The sequence below is a fragment of the Bradyrhizobium sp. USDA 326 genome (assembly GCF_049739485.1).
Taxonomy (GTDB): Bacteria; Pseudomonadota; Alphaproteobacteria; order Rhizobiales; family Xanthobacteraceae; genus Bradyrhizobium.
Map to the genome: position 1 here is coordinate 265,679 of NZ_JBMGQA010000001.1, position 25,306 is coordinate 290,984.

The following is a 25,306-nucleotide window of genomic DNA, read 5'->3' on the forward strand; positions in this document are numbered from 1 at the left end:
TTGAGCACGGAGATACCGCAATCCACTTCCCAACCCGGTGTGGCCGAGCGTGCCATCGATACGGCGGCGGACGTCTCCCGCACGATCGGTGAAGTTGCCGGAGGACTGCATGCAGCTGTCGACCGCCTGACCTCAACAATCGAGGAATCGCGAAAGCCTGGCGGAGCTCTCGCGACAGTCGCGGCGATCACACGCGAAGCACCGCTTGCGAGCCTGTTCGTGGCTTTTCTCTTTGGCGTGGCGGTCGCGCGCCGGCGGTAGAAGCGAAGCCGCCCTGTTCAGGCAGCGCTGACAGCGTCGAGCTCAGCCGCCAGGAACTGCTTTTCGAATGCTTCGGCAGGCATTGGACGGCCGAAGAAATATCCCTGCCCTTCCTCGCATCCCATGCTGACCAGGAAGTCGGCAGTTGCGCGGTTCTCGATGCCTTCAGCCACGACCGTGAGACCGAGCTGCTTGCTGAGTCCGATGGTCGAGCCGACGATTGCAGCGTCATCGGAATTCGTGAGGAGACCGAATACGAATGACCGGTCGATCTTGAGCCCGTCGAGCGGAAACTTCTTGAGATAGCTCAGGCTCGCATAGCCGGTGCCGAAATCATCGAACAGGACACGAACGCCGAGCTCCTGAATTCGCTTGAAGATGGCGAGCACGCGGCGTTCATCCTGAAGCAGGATGTCTTCGGTGACTTCCATTTCGAGAAGCGATGGCGTCAGGCCCGTCGCTTCGAGCAGTGCTGCAACGGAATGCGCGAGGTCGCCGGATTGAAGCTGCGAGGGCGAGAGGTTGATCGCGACGCGCACGTTGTTACCGGACAATTCCCAGGCTCGCGCCTGGCGGCAGGCGGTCTCCATCACCCAGTTCGCGATCCGCTCGGACAGGGCCGAAGTATTGACCACCGGCATGAACTCTCCGGGCGAGACGTAGCCGCGCACCGAATGTCGCCAGCGGATGAGCGCTTCCGCCCCGACCAGACTGCCGTCGATCAGACGAACCTGCGGCTGGTAGAATAGTTCGAACTCGCCGCGGTCCGCGGCAAGCGCCAGCTCGCTCTCCAGCGTCAGCCGGTTCTCGAGCTCCTGCCTGATCGCACTTTCGAAGATCACATGGCTGCCGCGCCGCGTCGCCTTCGCGCGGCTCAGCGCCAGATGGCCGTTGCTCAGGAGATCGTCAGCCTCTTGCCCGCCTTCCGGAAAGACGGCAACGCCGACGCTGATCCCGACTCGGTGCTGGCGCGTGCCCGTTGCGAGCGGCGTTTCAAACGCATGCGCGATCCGCTCGGCAAACGCTGCGATCGGCTCGCCGGCTTCCGCGCAATCGATCGCGATGGCGAATTCGTCGCCGCTGAGCCGTGCGACGATCGCCTGACCATCGATTTCGCGCAGGAGACGCTCGGCGACCGCGCGCAGCACGAGGTCGCCGGCGGAATGTCCAAGCATGTCGTTGACCTCTTGGAATCCGTCGAGCCCGAGCACGAGCAGCGCGACGCCGGAAGACCGCCGCTCCGCCGCACCGATCAGCTCGGTGAGGCCCACATGCAGCATGTTCCGGTTGGCAAGTCCCGTCAGCGCGTCGTGTTCTGCCAGGTAGCGAATACGTTCAGCTTCACGTTTGCGGACCGAAATATCGCGCAGGATCGCTCCGTATTGAAAGCCGTCCGTTCCCTGCCAGCCCGAGAAGCTCGCCTCGACCGGGAAGGTTTCCCCGTTCTTGTGCCGGCCCTCGAACTCGACGACGACCGCCCCGCCGGGGACCAAAAGCGCCTGGCGCGCGGCGTCGTGCATGGACGGCCTTGCACCGCCGTCCACCGGCAAAGCGCACAGCGTTTCGAACGGGCGACCGATGATCTCGGCCGGCACGTAGCCGAAGATCGCGCTCGCGCCGGGATTCCAAACCGTGATCCGGTGATCCTCGTCGGTGCAGACGAGCCCGTCGCCGAGCGACATCGCGATGCGATGAAAGCGGCTCTCGGCGATGCGCCCGAGCAGACCACGGAAATCGATTTCGTCCAGCGCAATTGCGGTCAGATAAGCGACGATCGCGATGTGGAACAGCGATGTGTCGATAATGAGGGGCCATCTCGCCTGCACGAGGGCCGCGACCAGTTCGGCAGCCGCACCGGCCGCGATCAGGATTGCGACGCGAATTTCCGGCGCGAAGCGGCGCCACGAATACATCATCAGCAGGCAGATTGCACCCAGGCCCAGGATCATGCCGATATCGGACGTCCAGCGCAGCATCCGGTTCTGCAGGATCGATTCAGCGGCCAGCGCTTGGAGGATCGGCCCTGAGATGATCTTGCCGTTTGGAACGCTGAACCGGTCACCGAGCTCGAGCGCCGTAGCACCGACGACGATCTTCTTGTCCTTGAGCTTGCCGAGAGCGGCGGTATCGCCGCGCAGCACGTCAATATAGGAGAGAGCAGGAATGGAGGCCGCCCGAATACCGAAATCTATCAGGAAGGGGGGCCGCCGATTGGCGTCCTGTCCCGCCAACACAACCGCCATCGAAGGCATCAAGGCGTCGCCAAGCTTCTCGCTGACCGGATAGCGACGTACGAGTCCGTCGGGTTCGACGGCGACATTGACCACGGCAGGCCATGAGTGGTTGCTGAACGGCTTCAGGGGCCGATTGATGTGGCCCGCGCCACCATTCGGCGTCGGCTGCTTGAAGGAAGGCAGGATGGTCGAACCGCCGACGTCGCGAAGTGCCTTGAGGAAAGCCTCGTCCGAAACCGGATCCGAGGGCGTGCTGAAATCGACATCCATCGCGATGTCTCCCGCGCCCGCCGCCTCGAGCTTGCGCAACAGCTCCGCGTGCAACTGGCGCGGCCAGGGCCACACTCCGATCTGCGCGATCGATAAGGCGTCAATCGCCACCACGAGAACATTGCCGCTGGCTTCACGCGATTGCCATTTGAACCGCAGATCGGTGAGCGCGTTGCGAAGCGCCCCGTGCCATCCCGTGGACAGCACGACCGCAAGCGCGATCACGACGAGAATATGCGGCCGATAAGCTTTCACTCCACCCTCCTGCACACCCGCGTCGGCAGGTGCGCCCCGTCATCCCCTGGCAAATCGTCTCAGCGTCTGTTGTGGCCGTAGGCATTGCCATGGCCGCTGCTGCCGCTACCGCCGCCATTCCCATTGCCGTTGTTGCCCATGCCATTGCCGGCGGCGGCGCTGTTGTCGTTGCCGTAACCGTTGTTACCACTGTTACCGCCATTACCGTTGTTGCCGCTGCCATTGCCGGAATTGCCGTTGCCACCGAGGTTTCCGTTGTTGGCGCGCGAGCTATCGCTGGATGCACCGGCTGTCATTGCGGCGATCGCCGCGTTTGCGCTGGAGGCGCCATTGGCGGCAGCTGCGGCACCGCTGGTTACCGCGCTGTTGGATGCTGCCGAGTTGGTCTTTCCATCGTTCCAGACCGTCTGGCTGCCGGTGCTGGCATTCGCGTTGCGCACCTGTCCTGCCGCAGCGCCGCCGTGGGCGAGGCCGCGCGTGACCTTATGGACGTTCAGCTTGACTTCGCCGAGCGAGTTCGAAATGCGCACGATGCCGGCCTTGGAGGCATGCGCTCCAGCCGCCTGATGCGATGGCTTCGGTTCGCCGGCCGTCTTGGCCCCCTTGTCGATAGGGCCGAGCGCATGGATTGCTTGGCCATTCGCCACGTTGCGCGGCGCCGACAGGCCCGATTTCGGCACGGGAACACGCTCAATCGTCGGGGCGCGAGGCTTGCCGTGCTCGATCGGACTGAACGTCCCGGCACCGCTGAGGCTGAGACCGGGCTTGCCGTGGTCAAAGACCGTGGCCGCTTGCCCCGGCATGAGCTGGGCAATCTGGCCCGTCTTGAAATCGGAGACTTCGACCTGGCCGCGGAGCACGCCGACCTTGGTGCTGCCCGCACCCACCGTAACGCTGAACTGCGTTCCCTTGACCACGGCGGCGAGATACGGCGTCTCGACCTCGAAATGCTTGACGTTACGCTTCTCGACCTCGAGCAGGATCGAACCCGCCTGCTGGATGATAGTGGTCGCGAGCCCTTCCTTCTTCTCGGCCGGCAAGCCCACCACAGAATTGGGAGAGATCAGAATCGTTTCCTCGCCGCGGACAAGCAGGACACGTCCGTTGCGCCCGGTGCGAACGATATCGCCTGGCTTCAGCATCCCTTCCCGGCTCAGCGACACCGGCTGCGCACCGCTCGTTGCAAGCCAGACCTCGCCAGAGGACTTGCTGACGGACCAGACGTCGTCATCCGCGGCGAATGCACCGGGAGCCTGGGCCAGGGCCAGCGCCACCACGAAGGCGCACCGCATTCCAACTTTGCCAAACATGACGATCCTCAGTCCGCGTTACAGCCGGAGCTTGAGGCGTATCCGAAATCACTCAAGAGAGGATTAGCAGGAAGAGGCCAGTGGTGCGGCCTCATTAACCAATCATTGACCATAAAAACCTAAGAAAAATCATGCGCCTAACGAAGCCTTACCGCCACATGGCAATCCCTCCGTCAGACTACGGAGACGGGTTTGCTGCGCGTAGCGGGAAGCGGCATCTCCTTACCACGTTGGCGTTGTTGGCATCTATTTTTACGGGAGTTCCGCAGGCACTCGCTCAGCAGGCGAACCAGCCGGGCTTCGATCCCCGTCAGCCCGAGAAATACTTTGAAAACCAAACCGAACGGGAATCGCAGAGCCGGCCTCCGATCAAGCTGCCCACAGTCGACCGGCCAAGCACCGGTGGTGATGCCAAGCTGCAGTTCGTGCTGCGCGGGATCAGCGTCATCGGCGCTCACGCTGTCTCCCGCGAGCGCATCGCCGCGGTCTATCAGCCCTATCTCGCCAAGAAGGTCTCGCAGGCGGATCTCGCCGCGATCTCCGGCGCGATCAGCGACCTCTACCGCGAAGCTGGGTTCCACTTAAGCCGCGCCATCGTGCCGCCGCAGGATATTGTCGACGGCCGGGTCCGCATCCAGGTTATCGAAGGCGCCATCGTGCAGGCCGAGCTGAAAGGCGATGGCGTCGAGCAGTTCGGCGTAAGGCCGATGCTCGGGCCGGTTCTGGCCGAACAACCGTCGCGGCTGGCAACGCTCGAACGCCAGCTCTTCCTGATCAACGGCAGGCCGGGCGTCCGGATCACCGACACTGCGCTGGAGGAGATCGGCGGCACGACCGGCGGCTTCCGCCTGATCGTCTATTTGAAGACCTGGCACATCTTCTCCTCATTCGCTCTCGATAATCTCGGATCGTCGTCGGTCGGCCCCTGGCAAACCTACACGACCGGCGCATTCAACTCCTACCTCGCGCCCGGCGACTCGCTAGCTGTCAACCTGTCGACCATTGCGAACGACCCCCGCGAACTCGGGTTCGCACGCCTGTCCTATGACGCGCCCGTCGGCGTCGACGGTGTGCGCCTCGGCGCTTCCGTCCTGTACAGCGCAGTCCGGCCCGGCGACGCACGCCGTCTCGACAGCGACATTACCACGACCGAAGCTTTCGAGGTGCGGGCAAGCACCGTGCCCTTCCTGTCGCAATCCTCGGGGCTGACGCTCACCGTGGCTGGAAGCTTCAGCAACGTGTCCGAGCACGACATTTACGGCCCCTGGTACAACGACCACATCAGAACCGCGAGCCTGACCGCCGACTACCGGCTCCAAGATCGCTTCGGCGGCACCAATCTTGCGACGCTGAACTACCGCCAAGGCCTCGACGTCTTTGGCGCATCGCATTTCGGCGACGATCTGATATCGCGCAATGGCGCCTCATCGAATTTCTCGGTGCTGAACCTCTGGTTCACGCGCTACCAGACACTCAACAGCACCTGGTCGCTCAAGCTCTCAGCTGCGAGCCAGACGGCATCACGGCCATTGTTCACCTCGCAGCAGTTTTATCTTGGCGGCGCGGCCTTCGGCCGGGGCTATGGCGCCGCCGAGATCAGCGGCGATAACGCCCTTGCCGGCTCGCTCGAACTGCGCTTCGATCAGAAGCTCAACTTCCGCTATTGGACCGGCTATCAGCTCTACGTCTTCGGCGACGCCGGCGCAGTCTGGAACGACGGTTATCGTCTGAGCGACGGCCTGTCGCTGACATCGACCGGGGCCGGTGTGCGGTTCTTCTTGCCGTACGATCTCCAGGCGGATCTCGGCGTGGCTGTCCCCTTGAGCTACAGGGCGCCGGACAACGAGCGCCGCAGCCCACGCTTCCTCTTCACACTGTCGAGCGCGTTCCGGGTCTGCCCCGAGCGCGGCAGGGCCCGCTGTCTCTAGCGGCGCCCTCCTTCGGTCGATCGACCCGGCGTGCGGCGGTTTTGCGGCCTCGCTCACAAACTTGCCTAAATTTAACCCGGTAACCTGCTCACGATCACTCGACCGGGAGTTCCCGATCACCATGTTCAGTCAAAGGTGATTTGAGACAGAACCATGAGGAAGGTGTTTGCAATTCTGGGTTTGCTTTGTGTCCTTGGTGTCGGGCAGTATTTCGTCGTCAGCCAGTTCGCAATCCGCCATGAGACCTTGTCCCTATTCGACGCCTCGCGCCAGCGGCCGATCTCGGTCGAGCTTGCCGTGCGGCGCGACTACGAGAACAAGGCCAATCTCGGCCTATGGAAGCTCCCGCTCGCCATCATCAGTAACGGCAATACCGTCAAGGCCACCGAATATTCCTTCCTTGCCAACGTCCTCGCCGCGCGAGGCTATCTGGTCGCCAGCATCCAACAGGACTTGCCGAGCGATCCGCCGCTGATGACCCATGTCGGCCAGCCATATGTCGGCCGGCGTGACGTCTACATCCGCTGCGAAGCCAACATTCTCTTCGTGCTGGGCGAATTGAAGAGGCGGCAGGAGAACGTCGAATACGACCATATCACCCTCGTCGGCCACTCCAACGGCGGCGATGTCTCCATGTATGTCGCCCATCAGCACCCGGAGCTCGTGTCGAAGGTGATCACGCTCGACAATCTAAGAGTGCCTTTCGTACTCAGCGACCGCATGAAGATCCTGTCGTTCCGCTCGAAGGACCCGCATTTCGTGACAGATCCCGGCGTGCTGCCGACGCCGGAAGAGGCCAAGGCGCGCGGCATCGATATCATCAACACCGGCGCGCAGCACACGGAGATGAGCGATCGCGGTCCGAGCTCGGTCAAGGAGAGGATCCAGGAGACACTCGACCGCTTCCTGCTTGACAGCGCCAGCAGCGCGCTTGCGCCGGCAGATACGAAGAGCCCAATGATCATGAACCCAGGCGACTACTAACCAGGAACGCTTTGCGGCAGATCAAGGCGGCTCCAGAGCGGCACGATAGAAGAGCGATATGGCCTCGGAGAGACACGTGTCGCACTATACCGGAAGTCTTGATACCAAAAGCCTTGATACGAAAAGCCTTGGCCTGCCCGCGGCAAGAATGCCGGCATTCATACGGCGTTTCTATCGTTCGGCCCGCAAGCTGCTGCGGTCGATCATCGCCCGCATTGACCTCTCGCAATTTCCAGGATCATGCTGCGGATGAGCGCAGCGGCCGCGTGCGAACGCAGAAAGATTACCCTATGCCCCGGCATGTGAGACGGATTTGCCTGCTGCTTGGCGTAATCTCTGGCGTTGGCACGTCGCCTGCCCTCGCCGCTGACGCCGATCATGGTGCCGATCTTGCCAAGCGCTGGTGCGCGAGCTGCCATGTTGTGGCGAACGGGCAGACCCAGGCGAGCGCCGACGTCCCTTCCTTTGCATCCGTTGCGCGCAGGCCGGACTTCAGTCCAGAAAGGCTCGTCTTCTTCCTGCTCGATCCGCACCCGAAGATGCCGAATTTTCCCTTGAGCCGGAGCGAAGCCGGCGATATTGCGGCCTATATCTCGTCGCTGCGTTAGCAGTCGCCGGACGATCACGACCTGCCGCAAACGCAAATCCCTGCCGGAGGCCGGCAGGGATCAGCAGAAAAGATGACGGACGGCGAATGAGCTCATTCGGTGGCCCATCATGGACCTGCGCCGTTATCGAAGCGCGGATGTCCACGCCACACAAGATCAATTTATGGGCACCCTGTACACACGCCGAGAATCAGGACTTGTCCTTGCCTTGTTGCATGAAACTGCCGGTCATCTGACGCATGTGATCCCCGGCGCTGGTGAACTGACTGCGCAGGAAATCCGACTGGATTCGCATCGCTTCCTGGATGTCGGTAGCATGCACCAGCTTGCGGGCATGCTCGAACGCCGACTTCATGTTCTGCTCAGTGAAAGCCAGCGCCTGCTTCGACACCTCCGTCCCCGCGCCCGGAACGGACGACATCGATTTGGTAGCGGCGTCAAAAAACATGCCGAATGCCTTTTCCGCCTGATCAATCGTCTTCTCCGCCAGGTCGCGCAGTTCGGCGGGAACTTCGAGTTTCGGTTCAATCATGGTCGCACTCCTCCCTTTTTCTCAACTGGATACCACACTTACCGGACCGCCTTCCAGCGGCCAGCCTTGGTGGAACGACGCCGGCGGGCCGGGCTCTGGCAGAAAAAGGAACGAGACGGCATAGGCCGGCGCGTGGCCGGACCTTAGGACAAGGGGTGATCGGGAAGAGCTTCTTCGGCGGCGAGATCTTCGACCAGCTTGATCACTTCGAAACGCTGTCGAGGCGCGAGCTTCAGGAATGCGCGGAGCAGGCGCAGACTTTCGACGGTGCTGCTTGCAGGCACACCGAGCTTGAGATGAAGCTCAGCCGCGAAATCGAAGTTTTTCATCTCGCACCTATGACACGCACCGGCCTTCAGGATCTGCTCAAGAACCGAACGCCGCAACAGAATCTATCGCGACGAACCTCGGCCGGGGCCGCCGGGTTCACACACTGAACTGCATCCGAACAACAGTCTCAACCGTTTGGTGCAACCATGCCAAAGAACAACCCATCCGGCAAGCCCAGCCGGCGGCGAAGCGACGCTTTGTCTGCATCGCACCACGGCGATTCCGGATAACAGGAATATCGACCGCCGTCACCCACCTGCGTCAAGAAGTTGCATCAATCACGCATACAGCCGTGATCGTTGTCAATCCGCGCAACCGTTTCGCCTTGTTTCCGGCGTGAATGCACATCGCGCGCGGGTTGGCGATGCTTCAGCATGCACACGTAATTGTTGAGCCCGACTTCGGTGGTTGTATCGCCAGGTGAAAGGTCGATCTTGCAGCCGGTCCTGATCTTCGCGCGGGTGTTCGCACCCGGAACCATCCGTCCGGATATGACTCCGCCGTGAACCGCTGTCCGCGAGCGAGCGACCAAGCCGTTGCGGCACGGCCACGCAGATACGGGCGCCATGGCTGCTAACTCTTCGATCTAGGCGCGCGTCAGGACCAAAGGATAACGGCATGCTTTCTCGCTGCGATCTCATCAAAGGCGCCGCGATCGCGCTTCTCACCCTCTCGATACAAGGCGCATGGGCGCAGGAGACCAGGATGAACCTGTTCAAGATCGTCACCATCAAGGACGAAATCGTCGTCGGATTGTCTGCGGAGGAGCTTCAGGCGCTCGGCGGCAATGATGCGAGCGCCGTTGCACACGCGCTGGCACAGAAGGGCGACCTCACTGTCTGGCAATACAACGTGCATCGTGGCCCGAACGGCGAATTGCAGCAGGCGCCGACCGCCAAGATCGGGCTTTTGGCCAACGCCTCGCTCCGCGTCGAGCCCTACACGACGCCTTATCGAATTGTACCTCATCCGTAGCGGCAGCCGGCACGCCTGGGGCCGGTGCCGCAGGCGTGCGCAGTCATCTGCGCCGGTACGCACACTCGGCCTCGGTCGCAAACCCGTAGACCAGCGCCAGCCGATCCAGGCATTCGCGAAAGCGCCGCCCGAAATAATCGTTCCAGCGCTGCGTACGGACAGCCCGACGCTGCCCGATCTGATCCATCGTAAGACCCAGCACCAGCACGTCGTGCACCAGGGCGGCGCCGTCGGTGCCGAGCTCGCGCTCGACCCGGTTCAGGCGCAGCACCGCCTGTCGCTGGCTCTCCGTGACCGGCTCGCGTGTGCCGGTACCATCGACATATTCGCGTGTTGTATCGACCGCCTGGGGCCCCCGCTCCGCCTGCTCCCAATCGTGCTGGAAGGCGCGCCCGCCGCGATATTGCGCCTCGTCGATCTGGTGGTGTGCGTGCAACCGGCCGAGCGGATCGTTTCGGATTGAGCGGATGGCCAGGATCTTCTCGCCTGAATCGAGCGCGAGCGGATTGTCGACCTCCACCTCCGCCACCTCGGCATTGAACGGCACCTCCCGCGACCGCCGGTCGTAGATCTGCGCCAATTTGTAGGCCTTGTTACGTCGGGCACGAGCCACTCGGATACTCCTTGCAAGACTGACGATTGAACGGACGGCTGTCGCTTTAAGCGACCGAGACCAGCCTCAGCATGACGGGGCCTGCGGCACGGGCGGACGCCGCCTCGGGGCGGCGCGTCAGCCGGGCATGTGGCGCGCAATAGCTGGAGCCCGGCTGGCAGGGGTGGCCGCAGAAGGTGATTTCCTCCCCGTCCTTGTCGCCACCATAGGGATAGCGGCAGTCGGCCGGCTCGAGTTCGACCAGTTGGATTAGGCGCGGCTGGACGCCGACGCAGCGCAACTTGACCCGCGCCGCAGGCTTCATTGCCGACTTCGGCGGCAGGCTCAGGTTCGGCAACGCCGACCGGCGCGGTGAAATGAGACAGGCCTCGCCTGGCAAAGATGGCGCGATCGACGGGCTCGTCATCCATTCCGGCACGACGAGCCCGAGCCGCCTGGCGCGGCCGACAATCGCGCTGCGCGTGTAAGCCGTTCCAAACCTTGCGTTAATCTGTCTTCCGATCTCCGCATAAGACATGCCCTTGAGAAAATAGTCGCGAAGCGCGTCGGAGTGCTCCGACGGCCAATGGCCCGGTTCCATGATGCTGTCCTGTGATGCGCCCCTCCGATCACGCGACCGGCAGGCGGAACGTACATTCCGTTATTCCGAAGCGAGTGTCAAGCGATAATTCTGATATTCATAATTGCATCAATTCCGAATTTCGGATTACAAGAGGCGAGACGGTGCACAATCGAGGGAATCACCATGCTGGACGTTGCAATGATCGAACGGGGCCTGGAGAAGACGGGCAAGAGCAAGGGCGGCCTGGCGGCAGCCATGGGCGTGCGCCCCGGCGCGGTCTCTGAGATCCTCGGCGGCGAGCGTCTGGTAAAGGCATCGGAAATCATTCCGATCATGGAATATCTCGAGCTCAATCTCGCGCCGATCATGGGGCGCGTCGGAGCCGGCGCGGTGATCGAGCCGGACTACGAACAGGTTCCCCCGGAAGGTCTCGGCGACATCACGTTGCCCTTCCCGATCATGGGAAGAGACGGTTGCATTCGAGATCGTGGGCGATTCGATGCTGCCCAAATACGAGAGCGGCGACGTGATCGTGGTCTACAAGGACCAGCGCCATCCGCTGTCGAGCTTCTACGGTGAGGAGGCGGTGGTCCGCCTCAAGACTGGTGAGCGCTACCTGAAGACCATCGAGCGGGGAAAATCCCCCTCCGTCGTCAATCTCACGAGTTTCAATGCCAAGCCGATCGTCGGCGTCAAGCTCGACTGGGTGGGAGAGATCTGTCTGTCCATGCCGAAGGGGCAACTGGAGCGGCTGCGTGCGAAATCGGCGCGGCCTCGCAAGAAAGGCAAATAAGAGACCGCACAGCCAGCAGCTTCTTATTTTCAGAAATTGCGGTTGACAAAATTTTGTTTTTCGGAAATACTCTGCCGCGTTCGCGACCACAGGGGGCGCGGCAGGATCGTTTTCATGCAATACTTCGTCGTGATGATCGATTATGGGCGGCGGGGCCGTGAGGCGGTCGTCGACCCCGAAATCACGAGGCGCGAGGTCATCTCCCGCATCGCCTCGGGCGAATACCGGAACATCTCGTTCATACACGAGATCGCCGAGAATATGGTCGAGGACGTGACCGAGGCCATCCTGACCGAGGCCGCCCTGCCCCAGATTCCACCCGAGGATATCGACCTCCAAGCAATCCGCGTTGATCACACCCGCGATCTGCGCAAGCACGAGCGGACGTGACGCCGAGTAGCTTGCGTCACGGTCCGTCCGAGCATTGGAGCTAGACCAGAAGAACGGTCGATCCAGTGGTCTTGCGCGCAGCAAGATCGGTATGCGCCCTGGCGGCGTCCTTCAGCGGATAGGTCTGGTGCACCTCGATCTTGACCGCGCCGGACTTGACGACGTCGAACAGTTCGCTCGCCATCGCGACCAGATTTTCGCGCTTGGCGGCGTAGGTGAACAGCGTCGGACGCGTGACGTAGAGTGACCCCTTCTGGGCCAGCAGGCCGAGATTGAGCGGCTCAACAGCACCCGAAGACTGGCCGAACAAAGCCGCGACACCGAGCGGGGCGAGGCAATCTAGCGATTTGAGGAACGTGTCCTTGCCGACGGAGTCGTAAACCACCGGCACCTTCTTGCCGCCGGTGATTTCGTCAACCCGCTTCACGAAATCTTCCCGTGTATAGATGATCACATGGTCGCAGCCATGCGCCTTGGCAAGCTTCGCCTTCTCATCGTTGCTGACCGTGCCGATCACGGTCGCGCCGAGATGCTTGGCCCACTGGCTCAAGATCAGGCCGACGCCGCCGGCCGCAGCGTGAAGCAGGATTGTATCGCCGGCCTTCACCCGATAGGTCTGCCTGATCAGATATTGTGTGGTGAGCCCTTTGAGCATCATCGCCGCCGCGGTCTTGTCGTCGACGCCGTTGGGCAATTTCAACAGCCGGTCGGCGGGGATCAGCCGCGCCTCCGAATAGGCCCCGAGCGGCGAGGCGCCATAGGCGACGCGATCGCCCGGCTTCAGATCGGTGACACCGGGCCCGACCTCCTCGACGACACCGGCCGCCTCGCTGCCAAGCCCGCTCGGCAATTGCGCCGGATAGAGACCCGAACGGTTGTAGATGTCGACGAAATTAAGCCCGACAGCTGTGTGGCGGATGCGCGCTTCGCCCGGTCCAGGCTCGCCGACACTGACCTCCTCCCAGACCAGGACTTCCGGACCGCCGGTCTTGTGAAAGCGAATGGCATGCGTCATCGGCGTTGCTCCCTTATCGTTGCAGTGAAATCCAGTGAACCCAACCGGCCTACGAAATAGGCATCTGGTCCGCCCGCTACAGTACATATCCGTAACAGGAATGTCACAGCGAACCACAAACGCGCACCGTTCCGCCTCTGTTCGAAAGAGTTGATGAGGGCTCGGGGGTAACCGGCAGTTAGCTTCCGCGCGGGGGTTGGTGGTCGCCTGCGAAGGAGAGCCGCGATGCCAGCTTACGTTCAGCATCATCAGGACGTCGAGATCGCGCCTGTGAATTGCCCCACCTGCATGGGGTTCTTGCCGATGTATGTGCGCGAGGTCGAGCCGCATTGGAGCCTTGCCAAAATCGACTTCGTCTATGAATGCGCCGATTGCGGCGCCGAGGTCAGACAGACGATCCGCAAGCCGGAGCTGCTGCGGCACTGATCGCGCGAACGGCGAACCGCTTAACTATTTGCGCTAAGCGGAAAAAACGCCCTTCACGCGGGTCTGATGTCTCCCAAACGAGGCTTGTTCTTTGCCGGGAACGCAGGCAGAACAAGCCTCGACCAAGACCTTTGGGAGCGCCCATTCGTGGCTGATCAGAAGGCTTCGACATTGATCGAGGCAGTGGAGAGCGGCCTCGCCGCGCAAGGTTATATCGCGAGCCGGCAGATCGCGACCGCCGTCTATTTGTCGCAGCAGATCGAGAAGCCGATCCTGGTCGAGGGCCCCGCGGGCGTCGGCAAGACCGAACTCGCCAAAGCGATCGCGGCTTGGCGCGGCATGAAGATGATCCGCCTGCAATGCTACGAGGGCCTCGACGAGGCCAAGGCGCTTTACGAGTGGAAATACGCCAAGCAGCTTCTCTACACGCAGATCCTCAAGGACAAGCTCGGCGAGGTTCTCGGGGGCGCGCAGACGCTGCACGCCGCGCTCGACCAGCTCCATGATTTCGGCGACGTGTTCTTCTCCAAGGAGTTCGTCGAGCCGCGTCCCCTGCTCCAGGCGCTGGAGCAGCCTGGCGGCTGCGTGCTCTTGATCGACGAGATCGACAAGTCGGATGCGGAATTCGAATCGCTGCTGCTGGAGATTCTGTCCGATTTCCAGGTCACGATCCCCGAGCTCGGAACTGTCTCGGCCATCACCCCGCCGACCGTGATCCTCACCTCCAACAGCGAACGCGATCTCGGCGACGCCCTGAAACGGCGCTGCTTGCATCTGCATATCGGCTTCCCCGAGCAGCGACTCGAGGAACGCATCGTCGAAAGCCGCGTGCCCGGCATTTCCCAGACGCTGCGCCGGCAGATGGTCGGCTTCATCCACGAGATCCGCTCGCTGGATCTGAAGAAGCTTCCGTCGGTCAGCGAAACCATCGACTGGGCGCGCGTGCTGGTGCTGCTCCAGGCTTCCGAGCTCGACACCGATATCGTCAAGGACACGCTCAACGTGCTCCTGAAATACGAGGCCGACATCGAGGCAGCAGCGCCGCAAGTGACGACCTTCATTGCCAAGGCGGCACGGTCCAACGTCTTCGGTTGAGGCCGATGCGCGAGAACCTCCATCGTTTCTTTCGAGCGGCGCGGGGCGCCGGCGTTCACGTCTCGCCCGCCGAAAGCATCGATGCGATGCGGGCGGTGGCGCAGGTCGGCATGTCCGACCGTGCCGTCCTGCGCGACGCGCTGCTTCTGACGCTCGCCAAGTCGCAGGACGAGAAGCTCGCGCTCGGCGACTGCTTTGATCTCTTCTTCAGTCAGCCGGAGCCGCGGCAGGACCAGCCCGAGGCCGACAACAACGACGCGCCGCAGGACGCAGATCAGCCGCCCTTCTCCGGCGCTCCCGGCGATGCCGGCAAAGGCCGGCCTCCCGAAGGTTTAGGCCCGCTCGCACAGATGCTGCTGTCGCAGGATCGCAACGCGATCGCTGCCGCGATTGCCGGTGCCTCCGGCGCGGCCTCCCTGTCCGACATCCGCTACTCCACCCAGCGCGGCATATTCTCCAGCCGCATCCTCGAGGCCATGGGCCTCCAGCGCCTTCGCGACGATCTCGACGGGCTGACCGCAACCAACCCTGCACTGGCCGAGCGCCTACGTGCCGCGCTCGACGCCTTGCGCGAGACCGTGCGCGATACGGTCTCTCAGGGGCTTGCACTCTATGCCCGCGAGGAGGCCGAAAATCTCCGCAACGAAATCCTGCGCAACGCGCCGTTGGCCCGCATCGAGCGACGCCATATCGCCGAGACGCGCGCCCTCATCCGCCAGATCGCGCGCCGGCTGCGCGAGCGTTACTCGAAGCCGCGTAAGCGCCAGCGCCGGGGCCATCTCGACGTGCGTCGCACGCTCCGTCGCAATGCGGCCTGGGGCGGCGTGCCCTTCCTCACGGCATGGAAGCGCAAGCATCGCGACCGGCCGAAGATCGTAGCGCTGTGCGACGTCTCGGGCTCCGTTGCGCAAGTTTCGGACTTCTTCCTGCTGCTGATCCACTCGCTGCACGAGGTGGTCGACGATGTCCGGTCCTTCGCTTTCTCCTCGCATCTGATCGAGGTCAGCGACATCCTGGAATCCAAGTCGCCGGAGGAGGCGATGTCCGAGATCATGTCCAAGGTCGGCTTCGGCTCGTCGGACTACGGCTCCTCGCTGGTCGATTTCGAGAAGGAGTTCATGAGCACGCTGACCCCGCAGACCACGGTGATCGTGCTCGGCGATGCCCGCAGCAACAATCTCGACCCGCGCGCCGACATCTTGCGCCGGATCTCCGACCGCTCGAAGCGGCTGGTCTGGCTCAATCCCGAGGGGCGGCTCGCCTGGGGCTTTGGCGACTCCGAGATGCCGCGCTACGCGATCTTTTGCAGCGTCGTGCGCCAATGCGCCACCGCGCAACAGCTCGAGCGCGCCGTGTCCGACATCGTGGCCACTTATCAATAAGCAATATTAGCCGCCGGCGTCAGGCGGCGTTCCGCTCGGCCTGCGCGGGATTGCACTCCCGAAAGTAATACGCGATTTCGTCGAGCGCGCGCTGCTCCCATTCCTCGGCCTGCGCGAGCCAGAATACCCGGCGTTCCGAATCGAACGTCGCACGTTCGCGGCATAGAAATTCCTGATTGCGAATTTCAACCAGCCTCTTCATGCACTCACACTCCTGTCGTGTGAAGCCATTCCCCGCTAATTAGCTTAGCAGAGCCCGGAGCAACTCGTCTCATCATTTCTTGCGCATATCGCGACGCAGAATGGGACAGCAACGCTTTCCGTGCACTGCGGTAATTCGCATTGCAACATCAAGTGCAGATCATCAATTAGTGATCGAAGATCGAGACGATATTTTTGCGCAAACGACCTTAACGCCTGTCGCGCAACGAAGTGCGAAAATTTGTGAAGAGACGTTCTAAACATCTCACCGAATTCCGGACTCATTGTCGTCGCATGGTCTTCATGGAGCGCCGATAACACGGCGCGTGAACGTTACGATTGCCGAGGCAACATGAACGACGATTTCGAGTTGGATCTTTCGCCGGATCAATGGGCAGCTCTGCGCTCACTTCGCAATCCGCTGTCGAACGGCCGTCTCAAGGCCGATCTCCTCGAAAGCCTCGTCGCACTCGGCCTCGTCGTCATCAATGACGGCGTGCCTACCATGACGCAGACCGGACGCAAGGTGCTGGTGCGGGGATCGTGCCGGCTGCTGGATCTCGTAGCGTGAGCGATACGTCACCGACTGGATTCTTCGTCAATCCACCGGAGGAGTGGCCTTCCATACGCCCTCCTCCAGACGGACAGGAAGCGCGGAAACCAGGAATGGGCCACGGCGCCCTTGTACGCCCAGGTACGATACTTCAGCCCCTGTTCTGAGATCAGCTCCTGATAGCCACCGTGAATCTCGGTCGCCGTCCGAATGTCCTTCAATATTCGTTGGGACCAGGCCCGATAGGTATCGCCGCCAACGAATTCATCATAGTCCAGCATGCGATCCGCGAACTCGACGTTGAAGGTCGGCCAGCAGGAACGCCCCTGATAGGCAGGTGCCGCGATCTTGTGGATCATCTTGTTCCTGGGATTCTCGGCTGAGACCAGGAAATGAAACGTGCCGGGAATGCGAAACCGCGGCTCCGCAATAATCAGATCGGTCGTGGCCGCGAACAGCGCCCGCTCGCTCGCATCGCTCATGTCCCAGAATCCACGATGCACGCTGACGAAATCCAGCGCGACCGATGAGGCAGGCGAGCTCGCCGGGCCTTCCAGGGAATGCCTGATATAGCCGTCCTTGCCGAACAGGCGGAGCAGGTCCGTCTTGTACTGCGCAAGATCACGCCCGAGCAGCCGCTTCAGCTCGTTCTCGGCGACGATCCCGAGCTGCATGCCCCACACAAACGTCGTGTAGACGCAGGCATTGGTGACAAAACGCCGGCGCTCGGCGCGGGTATCCGTCGCCGCGGAGCGTGGACCGCTGGCGTCGCAGAGCAAATATCTGGTGCCGTCAGCGTCAAACGACTCGAGCTCGCTCGCGAGCTGGAGGATCGCCCGCTTCAGGTCACCGCCATACTCGGCCAGCAACAGGCGGCCTGCATGTACGCATTGTGACATCGCCAGATGCGAGGCGGCCCTGTCTTCGGCAGAGATCATCTGCTGGAGACCGGCGAGAATGCCCAGCAGCGTGTCCGACGGGCGCGAGAAATAGTTCACGCCGAGATACCGACCGCGTCCGGCCGGGACAATGGTCGTCGTGACCACGCGGGCCCGAACCGCCTCCAGCAACAAACGGACGCTCCTTTCGAGCAACCGAACCCGCCGCACCGCATCCTGCGCATCCATGATGGTTTCAGGGTCGAGAACGTCGGGATAGAACCACGCGAAGTCTCGGGGATAATAAGCGGAGGCGTGCGGGGCGCCCGTGACGAGGAAGGCCTCGGTCACCGAGAACGCGCTGTCCATCGAATGCCGATAGAGGTCCTCGATAGCCGACAACGAATGATGCGACTTTCTCAGGAACCGATCACCGAGAAAATTGACCGCTTGAAGAGCGTTGGCGACAACCGTCGCAACCCCGCCCTGGTAAAACCGGTTTCCGCGATGTGACTGCAGGGGAATGTCGCTCTTCATGTGCACCTGATGTCTCGCGATCACGGCGATAGCCGGTCACCATTTCAATGGTGACTGATTCGTATCTCGCCACGATGACGAGCGGTCGGCCGGCTGTTCAGCTCGCCGCGGCGCGGCTCTCCCGCGTCTGAAAATTCTCGATCACCCGCAGCAGCACCCGCGCGCCGGCATCGGCATCGACGAGCTCGACATGCTCATCCGGGTGATGGCTAATTCCGCCGCGGCATCGAACGAAGATCATGCCCACGTCGGCAATATCGATCATCGCCATGCCGTCGTGTCCTGCCCCGCTCGGCAGCTCGAACACGGAGAAGCCTTCGGCTTCGATCGCCTGCGCGATCTGCTCTTTGAGCCACGGCGCGCAAGGTGCGGTGCGGTTCTCGTGGGTGACGTCAAGCTGAAGAGCCAGCTGCCGGCGCCTGGCGATCTCCTCGATACGGCGGACGATATCGGCCACCGCACGCTTGCGGTGCATATCGGTGGGCGCGCGCATGTCGATGGTGAAGGATACTTCGCCCGGAATGACGTTGGTCGCGCCGGGCCTCGCTTGGATGTAACCGACGGTGCCGACCAGGCCGCCCTCGTCGGTCCGGCAGAATTGCTCGATCGCACCGATGCATTCGGCTGCCCCGGCGAGCGCGTCGCGCCGAAGCTCCATCGGTACGGTGCCGGCGTGACCGGCCATGCCCGTCAGCCGTGCGGCGAGGCGCGTGGCGCCGGCAATTGCGGTGACGACTCCCACGGGCAGGTTCTGCGCTTCCAGCACGGGCCCCTGCTCGATGTGCAGTTCGAGGTAGGCGAGCAGCTCACGCCGCGTTCGAGCGGCCGCGCCGATATGGTCGGGGTCGAGCCCGCACCGCACGAGCGCATCGCGCATCGATACGCCATCGCGGTCGCGCGTGTTCAGCACATCCTCGTCAAAGGTGCCGGCCACGGCACGGCTGCCGAGCAAGGTCGAAGCGAAACGCACCCCTTCCTCATCGGCAAAACCGACCACTTCGATCGCAAAGGGCAGGCGCTTGTCGCGGCGGTTGAGATCGGCGACGCAAGAGATCGCCGTGATCACACCCAGCGGTCCATCCCATTTGCCGGCATCGCGCACGGTATCGTAATGCGAGCCGAGCATCAGGCAGGGAGCACCCGGCCGGTCGCCTTCGTAGCGGCCGCAGACGTTGCCGATCGCATCGAGGCGCGCGCTCATGCCCGCTTCGCGCATCCAGCCCAGGATGAGGTCCGCCGCCTCGCGCAACTCCTTGGTGAGATAGATGCGGGTGAGGTTGTCACCCTCTTCCGAGATCGCGGCGAGATCGTTGATCCGACGCACAATCACTTCGCCGAGCGATTCATTTTGAACGGCGTTAACGGACCCCATCTCGACAAACTTCCTCTTCTCTGGACCGCGGCGACGGCCGTCCTGGCGATCGGTACGAGTTCGGTGCCAGCAAAAGTCACTTACCGGCGCCTCCCCCAACAAACGCGTGATTAGCATGAATGCGAGTACGCGCCACGCTGCCTCGCGCCGGTCATGCACGCGGGAGCCCCAACGCCTGCAATTGCGTCTGGCATTTCTTCCCAATCAGGGATCGAACGGGCCACATTATTGATATTTTTCAATCGATTATCCGGAAAATGCCGTTGTCACCAACCGTCCGGCCGGCTGGGTGATGTTCCACGGCAAATTGTGTATGAAGCACGGACCAGCGAAGCCGACCTTCACCTTCGTCGGCCCGGCGCATGGCGGGCATTGACCGCGGAGTAGCGATGGACGCCGCGTCCGAACGTGACGAACACTTTCTGCGCCTGTCGTTCGCGGTCGCCCGCCGCTCGCTTGGCCATGGCAATCACCCCCTTCGGATGCATCGTTGTCGCGGCCGACGGCAAGGTCCTCATCGAGAGAGAGAACGGTTACATGCCGGATCATGACGGCACCGCGCATGCCGAACGTCTCGCGGCCACCCTGGCCTGCCGCACACTCGGGCGCGAAGTACTGGCGAGAGCCACGCTCTATTCGTCAGCCGAGCCCTGCGCGATGTGTGCCGGCGCGATCTACTGGGCCGGCATCGGCCGCGTTGTCTTTGGCCTCAGCGAGCGTCGCCTGCGCGGCCTCACCGGCAACCATCCGGAGAACCCGACCCTCGACCTGCCGTGCCGCGAGGTCTTTGCCAGCGGCCAGCGCCCGACGGAGGTCATCGGACCGCTGCTCGAAAAGGAGGCTGAAGCGCTGCACGACGGCGCTTGGACGAAGTAGCAGCATATCCAAAGGGAGATGACGCCGTTTTTCTGATCGCGCCGATGTGATGTCCGAGTTGGAGCAGCTGCCGCGACCTGGTCGCTCAGCACGGTAGACGACCCGCTGGGCCGATCGCCCGCCGAAACGTTGAGCAGGGGATGATGCTTTTTCACATCTTACAGCGCGGTTCAAATTGGCCCACTATCGAAACACGTCACGCATGCAAGCGCATCAGCGAATGTTAGATCCGACGCCCAACGGCCAGCATTCCGGTGATTTCCCGCTCCTGAGGACGAGCGGCCTCACCAAGCGTTATGGCGACTTCCTCGCCAACGACTCCATCGACATCGACATCTGGCCGAGTGAAATTCACGCCCTGCTCGGCGAGAACGGCGCCGGCAAGTCGACGCTGGTCAAGGCCATCTACGGTCTGATCCAGCCCAGCGCCGGCGAGATTCGCTGGCAGGGGCAACGAATCGTGCTGTCCGGTCCGTCGGAAGCACGCAGCCGCGGCATCGGTATGGTGTTCCAGCATTTCTCGCTGTTCGACAATCTTACCGTCGCCGAGAATGTCGCGCTCGGCCTCGACGGCGAAGAGTCCTTCAAGGACATGTCGGCGCGGCTGGAGCAGATGTCGAAGACCTATGGAATGCCGCTCGATCCCAAGCGCGAAGTCTGGCAATTGTCGGTCGGCGAGCGCCAGCGCATCGAGATCGTCCGCGCCCTGATGCAGGATCCGAAATTCCTGATCCTGGACGAGCCCACGGCGGTGCTGACCCCGCAGGAGGCAGACCAGCTTTTCGTTGTGCTGGAGCGGCTCAAGGCCGAAGGCCGCGCCATCCTCTATATCAGCCACAAGCTGGAGGAGGTGAAGCGCCTCTGTGACACCGCGACGATCCTGCGCGGCGGCAGGAAGGTCGAGACCTGCAATCCCCGGCGCGAGACCGCGGCCTCGCTCGCGCGGGGGGGATGATGGTCGGCGGAGAGATCCAGGAAGTGAAGGCCGCAGGCGGCCGCAAGACCACAGTGCCGCGGCTCGTCATTAACGATCTCTCACTGCCCCCCGCCGAGGCGCGTGGCATGCGGCTCGAGCACATCTCTTTCGAGCTGAGGGGCGGCGAGATATTCGGCATCGCCGGCGTCGCCGGCAACGGCCAGGACGAACTGTTCGCCGCGCTCTCCGGCGAGCGCCTCTCGAAGGACCCTGGAACGGTGGTGATCGAAGGCATCGCCGCCGGCCGTCTCTCGATCACCCAGCGGCGCAGGCTGGGCGCCGCTTTCGTACCCGAGGAGCGGCTCGGCCACGGCACCGCGCCACGCATGAAGCTGTCGGAGAACGCGCTGCTCACCGGGCACGCCGCCAGTGGCATGGTCCGTCGCGGCTTCATCGACACCGCAGCCACGCTGAAAGCGGTCGACCGTGCGACCGAGACGTTCGACGTCCGCAAGGCCAAACGCGATCCGGAAGCCGCGAGCCTGTCCGGTGGCAATCTGCAGCAGTTCATCGTGGGACGCGAGATCCTGCGCGCCCCCGCGGTGCTGGTGGTGAGCCAGCCGACCTGGGGCGTCGACGCCGGCGCCGCCGCTGTCATCCGACAGGCGCTGCTTGATCTCGCAACCGCAGGCGCCGCGGTCCTCGTGACCAGCCAGGATCTCGACGAGCTCGCGGAGATCGCCGACCGCATCGCCGTAATGTTCCACGGCAGGCTTTCGGCTCCGCTCGCAGCAAGCGAAGCGAGCCGCGAAAAGCTCGGCCTCCTGATGGGCGGCAGCAGCCTGGAGCCGGAGGAGGTCGTGCATGCAGCTGGTGCTTGAGAGGCGCGCCGAGCGCTCCGGCACGATCGCGCTGGTATCCCCACTGATCGCGATCGGCCTCACGATCCTGACCATGGTCATCCTGTTCGCGATGTTAGGCAAGAATCCGCTGCTCGCCCTGCATGCCTATTTCATCATGCCTTTGACCGACGGCTATTCGCTTCAGGAAATCGCGGTGAAGGCAACGCCGCTGGTGATGATCGCGATCGGGCTATCGCTCTGCTATCTCGCCAATGCCTGGAACATCGGCGCCGAAGGGCAATTCGTGATCGGCGCAGTCGCCGGAAGCTGGATCGCGGTAAAGACGCAAGGCACCGACGCCGGCGCCTGGGTGCTGCCGGCCATGCTCATCCTCGCCGCCGCAGCGGGCGCGCTCTATGCGCTGATCCCGGCGATCTGCAAGCTCAAGTTCGGCGCCAGCGAGATCCTGACCAGCCTGATGCTGGTCTATGTCGCCGATCTCTTCCTCGACTATCTCGTGCGTGGGCCATGGCGCGACCCGCAGGGATTCAATTTCCCGACCACGGCCGAGTTCGATCCGGTGGCGACAGTCCCCCTGCTGATTGAAGGTGGCCGGCTGCATTTCGGTTCGGTCATCGCGCTGCTCGTCGTCGTGGCGGCTGCCATCCTGCTCCGGCACACCATCAAGGGCTTTGAGATCCGCGTGGTTGGAGCTGCGCCCCGTGCGGCGAGCTTCGGCGGCTTCAACGCCAATCAGCTGATCATCCTGACCTTCGCGGTCTCAGGCGCGCTGGCGGGCCTTGCCGGAATCATCGAGGTTGCAGGTCCAGTCGGGCATCTCCAGCCCGGCATCTCGCCCGGTTACGGTTTTACCGCCATCATCGTGGCCTTCCTCGGCCGCCTGAATCCGCTTGGAATACTCGTTGCAGGCCTTTTCCTGGCGTTGACCTTTATCGGCGGCGAGCAGGCGCAGATCGCGATGAAGATCCCGTTGGACGTCACCAAGGTCTTTCAGGGCATTCTGCTGTTCTACGTGCTCGCCTGCGATTCCCTCATCCTCTACCGCTTCAAGCTGGTCTTCCCGAACCGACAGGTGTCTCGTGGAGCTGGTTGAGGCTATCATCCTCGCGGTGCTCGCCGCGTCGACGCCACTGCTGATCGCGGCGACCGGCGAGCTCGTGACCGAGCGCTCGGGCGTGCTCAATCTTGGCGTCGAGGGCATGATGATCGTCGGCGCGGCCTGCGGCTTTGCCGGCGCCTGGCTGACCGGATCGATCTTCATCGGCGCGCTGTTCGGCGTCGTCGCGGGCACGCTGATGTCGCTCATCTTCGCGCTGATGGCGCTCGGGCTTGCTGTCAACCAGGTCGCGACCGGTCTCGCGCTGACCATCCTCGGCGTCGGGATCTCCGGCCTGATCGGCGCCGGCTTCGTCGGCGAGCGCATCACGCCAGCCGTGCACCTCTATATTCCCGTCCTGACGGACATTCCGCTGATCGGCCGCGTACTGTTCGGCGAGGACGGCTTCGTCTATTTCTCGGTCGCGCTGATCGTCGGCGTCTGGTGGTTCCTGTACCGCACGCGGGCGGGACTGGTCCTGCGCGCCTGCGGCGACAATCATGTCTCCGCGCATGGGCTTGGCTATCCCGTCCTGCGCATCCGCACCTTCGCCGTGATGTTCGGCGGTGCCTGCGCAGGGCTTGCCGGCGCTTATTTGCCGCTCGCCTATACGCCGTTCTTCATCCCAGGCATGACCGCCGGCCGCGGCTGGATCGCACTGGCGCTGGTGGTATTCTCGTCCTGGCGGCCAGGGCGGCTCGTGGTCGGCGCCTATCTGTTTGGCGCGGTGACGATCCTGCAACTGCACGCGCAAGGCTGGGGCGTCGGCATTCCGTCGCAACTCATGTCGGCACTGCCTTATCTGGCGACCGTCGTCGTCCTGGTCCTGCTCTCCCGCGCACGCAGCGGCGGCTCGACCGCGCCGGCCGCACTCGGCACGGTGTTCGTGCCTGATCGTTGAATTATTCTCCGCGGCGTGCGCGGGGCGCGTGTTGCGGATCGTGACTTGCCCCTGATGTTGGAGATTGATGATGCGGAAATCACTTCTTGCCCTGACTGCGGGGCTCTTGCTTGCCGGCAGCCTCGGTGCAGCCTCCGCCGCCGACAAGCTGAAGGTCGGCTTCGTCTATGTGGGTCCGATCGGAGACCTCGGCTGGACCTATCAGCACGACCTCGGTCGTCAGGCGCTGGTGAAGGAACTGGGCGACAAGATCGAGACCACCTACCTCGAGAACGTGCCCGAAGGCCCCGACGCCGAGCGCTCGATCGAGCAGCTGGTCCGCGCCGGCAACAAGCTGATCTTCACGACGTCCTTCGGCTACATGGACTCGACGCTGAAGGTCGCCAAAAAATACCCGAACGTGCATTTCGAGCACGCCACCGGTTACAAGCGCAACCCGAACATGTCGACCTATTCGGCGAAATGGTATCAGGGGCGCTACATTCAAGGTCTGATCGCAGCCAAGATGTCGAAGTCGGGCGTGCTCGGCTACATCGGCTCGTTCCCGATTCCAGAGGTCGTCTCCGGCATCAACGCGACGATGCTGGCGGCGCAGACCATCAACCCCAGCATCAAGGTCAAGATCATCTGGGCCAACACCTGGTTCGACCCCGGCAAGGAAGCCGACGCCGCCAAGGCGCTGATCGACCAGGGCGCCGACGTCATCATGCAGCACACGGATTCGCCCGCCGCCATGCAGATCGCCGGCGAACGCGGCAAGGTCGCCTTCGGTCAGGATTCCGAGATGATCAAGTTCGGTCCCAAGACCCAGCTCACCTCAATCCTGGATACCTGGGGCCCCTACTACATCGAGCGCGTCAAGGCCGAGCTCGCCGGAACCTGGAAGTCCGAAAACACCTGGGGCGGCCTCGACAGCCACATGTTCGCGATGGCGCCCTACACCAACATGCCTGACGATGTGAAAAAGATGGCCGAGGATGCCCAGGCCGCAATCACTGCGGGCAAGCTGCATCCGTTCAAATGCCCGATCGTTGGGCAGGACGGCAAGCCGGTCGAGTGCAAGGGCGGCGATCACCTCGACGACGGGCAGATCCTTGGCATGAATTTCTACGTGAAGGGCATCGACGACAAGCTGCCGGGCAAGTAGCAC

25 protein-coding genes and 3 pseudogenes are annotated in these 25,306 nt (G+C 62.8%); 17 read left to right on the forward strand and 11 right to left on the reverse strand.

The window, feature by feature from the left end; translation table 11 throughout:
* Window positions 1–261: a hypothetical protein gene (locus tag ABIG06_RS01190; protein WP_199751818.1), complete on the forward strand. Its 261-nt coding sequence runs from the start codon at window positions 1–3 to the stop codon at window positions 259–261.
* A gap of 17 nt (window positions 262–278) precedes the next feature.
* Here ABIG06_RS01190 and ABIG06_RS01195 read toward each other — a convergent pair whose 3' ends face one another.
* The gene (locus tag ABIG06_RS01195; RefSeq protein ID WP_370140736.1) at window positions 279–3,020 is read right to left on the reverse strand and encodes an EAL domain-containing protein; all 2,742 of its coding nucleotides are present in this window, start codon (window positions 3,018–3,020) and stop codon (window positions 279–281) included.
* A gap of 59 nt (window positions 3,021–3,079) precedes the next feature.
* A complete protein-coding gene (locus ABIG06_RS01200) occupies window positions 3,080–4,330 on the reverse strand; it encodes a FecR domain-containing protein (RefSeq protein WP_370140737.1) in 1,251 nt (416 codons plus the stop codon).
* A gap of 131 nt (window positions 4,331–4,461) precedes the next feature.
* Between ABIG06_RS01200 and ABIG06_RS01205 the strand changes: the two genes are divergently transcribed.
* From ABIG06_RS01205 to ABIG06_RS01220, 4 genes are all read left to right on the forward strand, one after another.
* Window positions 4,462–6,258 (forward strand): ShlB/FhaC/HecB family hemolysin secretion/activation protein, encoded by a 1,797-nt coding sequence (locus tag ABIG06_RS01205; protein ID WP_370140739.1) that lies wholly within the window; start codon window positions 4,462–4,464, stop codon window positions 6,256–6,258.
* Window positions 6,259–6,411: 153 nt separating this feature from the next.
* Window positions 6,412–7,242 carry an alpha/beta fold hydrolase gene (locus tag ABIG06_RS01210; protein ID WP_370140740.1) on the forward strand — a complete coding sequence of 277 codons (831 nt, stop codon included), beginning with the start codon at window positions 6,412–6,414 and terminating at the stop codon, window positions 7,240–7,242.
* 76 nt (window positions 7,243–7,318) lie between these two features.
* Window positions 7,319–7,495 (forward strand): hypothetical protein, encoded by a 177-nt coding sequence (locus tag ABIG06_RS01215; RefSeq protein WP_370140741.1) that lies wholly within the window; start codon window positions 7,319–7,321, stop codon window positions 7,493–7,495.
* A gap of 37 nt (window positions 7,496–7,532) precedes the next feature.
* On the forward strand, window positions 7,533–7,850 hold the full coding sequence (locus ABIG06_RS01220; protein WP_370140990.1) for a c-type cytochrome: 318 nt from the start codon (window positions 7,533–7,535) through the stop codon (window positions 7,848–7,850).
* 190 nt (window positions 7,851–8,040) lie between these two features.
* On the opposite strand, the gene ABIG06_RS01225 is transcribed toward ABIG06_RS01220, so the two are convergent.
* On the reverse strand, window positions 8,041–8,382 hold the full coding sequence (locus ABIG06_RS01225; RefSeq protein WP_124161769.1) for a phasin: 342 nt from the start codon (window positions 8,380–8,382) through the stop codon (window positions 8,041–8,043).
* A 143-nt stretch (window positions 8,383–8,525) separates the two neighbouring features.
* On the reverse strand, window positions 8,526–8,711 hold the full coding sequence (locus ABIG06_RS01230; RefSeq protein WP_370140991.1) for a hypothetical protein: 186 nt from the start codon (window positions 8,709–8,711) through the stop codon (window positions 8,526–8,528).
* 619 nt (window positions 8,712–9,330) lie between these two features.
* On the opposite strand from ABIG06_RS01230, the gene ABIG06_RS01235 reads away from it, so the two are divergent.
* Window positions 9,331–9,687 carry a hypothetical protein gene (locus tag ABIG06_RS01235; protein ID WP_370140742.1) on the forward strand — a complete coding sequence of 119 codons (357 nt, stop codon included), beginning with the start codon at window positions 9,331–9,333 and terminating at the stop codon, window positions 9,685–9,687.
* Window positions 9,688–9,730: 43 nt separating this feature from the next.
* Here ABIG06_RS01235 and ABIG06_RS01240 read toward each other — a convergent pair whose 3' ends face one another.
* Together ABIG06_RS01240 and ABIG06_RS01245 are read right to left on the reverse strand one after the other, a co-directional pair.
* A complete protein-coding gene (locus ABIG06_RS01240) occupies window positions 9,731–10,300 on the reverse strand; it encodes a hypothetical protein (protein WP_370140743.1) in 570 nt (189 codons plus the stop codon).
* 46 nt (window positions 10,301–10,346) lie between these two features.
* Window positions 10,347–10,880 carry a GcrA family cell cycle regulator gene (locus ABIG06_RS01245; protein WP_124161772.1) on the reverse strand — a complete coding sequence of 178 codons (534 nt, stop codon included), beginning with the start codon at window positions 10,878–10,880 and terminating at the stop codon, window positions 10,347–10,349.
* A gap of 165 nt (window positions 10,881–11,045) precedes the next feature.
* On the opposite strand from ABIG06_RS01245, the pseudogene ABIG06_RS01250 reads away from it, so the two are divergent.
* Together ABIG06_RS01250 and ABIG06_RS01255 are read left to right on the forward strand one after the other, a co-directional pair.
* Window positions 11,046–11,655: pseudogene (locus ABIG06_RS01250) on the forward strand (S24 family peptidase).
* Window positions 11,656–11,769: 114 nt separating this feature from the next.
* Window positions 11,770–12,045 carry a hypothetical protein gene (locus ABIG06_RS01255; RefSeq protein WP_124161773.1) on the forward strand — a complete coding sequence of 92 codons (276 nt, stop codon included), beginning with the start codon at window positions 11,770–11,772 and terminating at the stop codon, window positions 12,043–12,045.
* Window positions 12,046–12,085: 40 nt separating this feature from the next.
* Here ABIG06_RS01255 and ABIG06_RS01260 read toward each other — a convergent pair whose 3' ends face one another.
* Window positions 12,086–13,060, reverse strand: a complete 975-nt coding sequence (locus ABIG06_RS01260) for a quinone oxidoreductase family protein (RefSeq protein ID WP_370140744.1) — start codon at window positions 13,058–13,060, stop codon at window positions 12,086–12,088.
* Between the two features lie 225 nt (window positions 13,061–13,285).
* Between ABIG06_RS01260 and ABIG06_RS01265 the strand changes: the two genes are divergently transcribed.
* The 3 genes from ABIG06_RS01265 to ABIG06_RS01275 all read left to right on the forward strand — a co-directional run bounded on the left by ABIG06_RS01265 (window position 13,286) and on the right by ABIG06_RS01275 (window position 15,963).
* Window positions 13,286–13,486 carry a hypothetical protein gene (locus ABIG06_RS01265; RefSeq protein WP_027545881.1) on the forward strand — a complete coding sequence of 67 codons (201 nt, stop codon included), beginning with the start codon at window positions 13,286–13,288 and terminating at the stop codon, window positions 13,484–13,486.
* Between the two features lie 147 nt (window positions 13,487–13,633).
* Complete coding sequence (locus ABIG06_RS01270) at window positions 13,634–14,581, forward strand: AAA family ATPase (protein WP_199751827.1); 948 nt, start codon at window positions 13,634–13,636, stop codon at window positions 14,579–14,581.
* 5 nt (window positions 14,582–14,586) lie between these two features.
* The gene (locus ABIG06_RS01275) at window positions 14,587–15,963 is read left to right on the forward strand and encodes a vWA domain-containing protein (RefSeq protein ID WP_370140745.1); all 1,377 of its coding nucleotides are present in this window, start codon (window positions 14,587–14,589) and stop codon (window positions 15,961–15,963) included.
* Between the two features lie 19 nt (window positions 15,964–15,982).
* On the opposite strand, the gene ABIG06_RS01280 is transcribed toward ABIG06_RS01275, so the two are convergent.
* Complete coding sequence (locus tag ABIG06_RS01280) at window positions 15,983–16,165, reverse strand: hypothetical protein (protein ID WP_124161777.1); 183 nt, start codon at window positions 16,163–16,165, stop codon at window positions 15,983–15,985.
* 351 nt (window positions 16,166–16,516) lie between these two features.
* Here ABIG06_RS01280 and ABIG06_RS01285 point away from each other — a divergent pair, with 351 nt between their 5' ends.
* Window positions 16,517–16,735 carry a hypothetical protein gene (locus ABIG06_RS01285; RefSeq protein ID WP_370140746.1) on the forward strand — a complete coding sequence of 73 codons (219 nt, stop codon included), beginning with the start codon at window positions 16,517–16,519 and terminating at the stop codon, window positions 16,733–16,735.
* Between the two features lie 8 nt (window positions 16,736–16,743).
* Here the strand turns inward: ABIG06_RS01285 and ABIG06_RS01290 are convergent, their stop codons facing one another.
* The 3 genes from ABIG06_RS01290 to ABIG06_RS01300 form a co-directional block, all read right to left on the reverse strand.
* A complete protein-coding gene (locus tag ABIG06_RS01290) occupies window positions 16,744–18,132 on the reverse strand; it encodes a hypothetical protein (RefSeq protein ID WP_370140992.1) in 1,389 nt (462 codons plus the stop codon).
* Window positions 18,133–18,229: 97 nt separating this feature from the next.
* Window positions 18,230–19,504 (reverse strand): allantoate amidohydrolase, encoded by a 1,275-nt coding sequence (locus tag ABIG06_RS01295; protein WP_370140747.1) that lies wholly within the window; start codon window positions 19,502–19,504, stop codon window positions 18,230–18,232.
* Between the two features lie 341 nt (window positions 19,505–19,845).
* Window positions 19,846–19,968 (reverse strand): hypothetical protein, encoded by a 123-nt coding sequence (locus ABIG06_RS01300; RefSeq protein ID WP_424578593.1) that lies wholly within the window; start codon window positions 19,966–19,968, stop codon window positions 19,846–19,848.
* Here ABIG06_RS01300 and ABIG06_RS01305 point away from each other — a divergent pair.
* From ABIG06_RS01305 to ABIG06_RS01325, 5 genes and pseudogenes are all read left to right on the forward strand, one after another.
* Window positions 19,933–20,380 (forward strand): annotated as a pseudogene (locus ABIG06_RS01305) (nucleoside deaminase). The gene ABIG06_RS01300 and the pseudogene ABIG06_RS01305 overlap by 36 nt on opposite strands.
* Before the next feature lie 220 nt (window positions 20,381–20,600).
* Window positions 20,601–22,177: pseudogene (locus ABIG06_RS01310) on the forward strand (ABC transporter ATP-binding protein).
* The gene (locus ABIG06_RS01315) at window positions 22,161–23,252 is read left to right on the forward strand and encodes an ABC transporter permease (protein WP_370140749.1); all 1,092 of its coding nucleotides are present in this window, start codon (window positions 22,161–22,163) and stop codon (window positions 23,250–23,252) included. The pseudogene ABIG06_RS01310 and the gene ABIG06_RS01315 overlap by 17 nt, the downstream one beginning before the upstream one ends.
* Complete coding sequence (locus ABIG06_RS01320) at window positions 23,239–24,156, forward strand: ABC transporter permease (RefSeq protein WP_370140750.1); 918 nt, start codon at window positions 23,239–23,241, stop codon at window positions 24,154–24,156. The genes ABIG06_RS01315 and ABIG06_RS01320 overlap by 14 nt, the downstream gene beginning before the upstream one ends.
* A gap of 70 nt (window positions 24,157–24,226) precedes the next feature.
* Window positions 24,227–25,303: a BMP family ABC transporter substrate-binding protein gene (locus tag ABIG06_RS01325; protein WP_370140751.1), complete on the forward strand. Its 1,077-nt coding sequence runs from the start codon at window positions 24,227–24,229 to the stop codon at window positions 25,301–25,303.
* The last annotated feature ends 3 nt before the right edge of the window (window positions 25,304–25,306 follow it).

Bases quoted from the DNA above. Each gene is read 5' to 3' on its own strand.
- ABIG06_RS01200 (WP_370140737.1), bottom strand. From the start codon at position 4,330: ATGTTTGGCAAAGTTGGAATGCGGTGCGCCTTCGTGGTGGCGCTGGCC.
- ABIG06_RS01205 (WP_370140739.1), top strand. From the start codon at position 4,462: ATGCGCCTAACGAAGCCTTACCGCCACATGGCAATCCCTCCGTCAGAC.
- ABIG06_RS01210 (WP_370140740.1), top strand. From the start codon at position 6,412: ATGAGGAAGGTGTTTGCAATTCTGGGTTTGCTTTGTGTCCTTGGTGTC.
- ABIG06_RS01220 (WP_370140990.1), top strand. From the start codon at position 7,533: ATGCCCCGGCATGTGAGACGGATTTGCCTGCTGCTTGGCGTAATCTCT.
- ABIG06_RS01225 (WP_124161769.1), bottom strand. From the start codon at position 8,382: ATGATTGAACCGAAACTCGAAGTTCCCGCCGAACTGCGCGACCTGGCG.
- ABIG06_RS01230 (WP_370140991.1), bottom strand. From the start codon at position 8,711: ATGAAAAACTTCGATTTCGCGGCTGAGCTTCATCTCAAGCTCGGTGTG.
- ABIG06_RS01235 (WP_370140742.1), top strand. From the start codon at position 9,331: ATGCTTTCTCGCTGCGATCTCATCAAAGGCGCCGCGATCGCGCTTCTC.
- ABIG06_RS01245 (WP_124161772.1), bottom strand. From the start codon at position 10,880: ATGGAACCGGGCCATTGGCCGTCGGAGCACTCCGACGCGCTTCGCGAC.
- ABIG06_RS01255 (WP_124161773.1), top strand. From the start codon at position 11,770: ATGCAATACTTCGTCGTGATGATCGATTATGGGCGGCGGGGCCGTGAG.
- ABIG06_RS01260 (WP_370140744.1), bottom strand. From the start codon at position 13,060: ATGACGCATGCCATTCGCTTTCACAAGACCGGCGGTCCGGAAGTCCTG.
- ABIG06_RS01265 (WP_027545881.1), top strand. From the start codon at position 13,286: ATGCCAGCTTACGTTCAGCATCATCAGGACGTCGAGATCGCGCCTGTG.
- ABIG06_RS01275 (WP_370140745.1), top strand. From the start codon at position 14,587: ATGCGCGAGAACCTCCATCGTTTCTTTCGAGCGGCGCGGGGCGCCGGC.
- ABIG06_RS01280 (WP_124161777.1), bottom strand. From the start codon at position 16,165: ATGAAGAGGCTGGTTGAAATTCGCAATCAGGAATTTCTATGCCGCGAA.
- ABIG06_RS01285 (WP_370140746.1), top strand. From the start codon at position 16,517: ATGAACGACGATTTCGAGTTGGATCTTTCGCCGGATCAATGGGCAGCT.
- ABIG06_RS01290 (WP_370140992.1), bottom strand. From the start codon at position 18,132: ATGAAGAGCGACATTCCCCTGCAGTCACATCGCGGAAACCGGTTTTAC.
- ABIG06_RS01295 (WP_370140747.1), bottom strand. From the start codon at position 19,504: ATGGGGTCCGTTAACGCCGTTCAAAATGAATCGCTCGGCGAAGTGATT.
- ABIG06_RS01300 (WP_424578593.1), bottom strand. From the start codon at position 19,968: ATGGCCAAGCGAGCGGCGGGCGACCGCGAACGACAGGCGCAGAAAGTG.
- ABIG06_RS01315 (WP_370140749.1), top strand. From the start codon at position 22,161: ATGCAGCTGGTGCTTGAGAGGCGCGCCGAGCGCTCCGGCACGATCGCG.
- ABIG06_RS01325 (WP_370140751.1), top strand. From the start codon at position 24,227: ATGCGGAAATCACTTCTTGCCCTGACTGCGGGGCTCTTGCTTGCCGGC.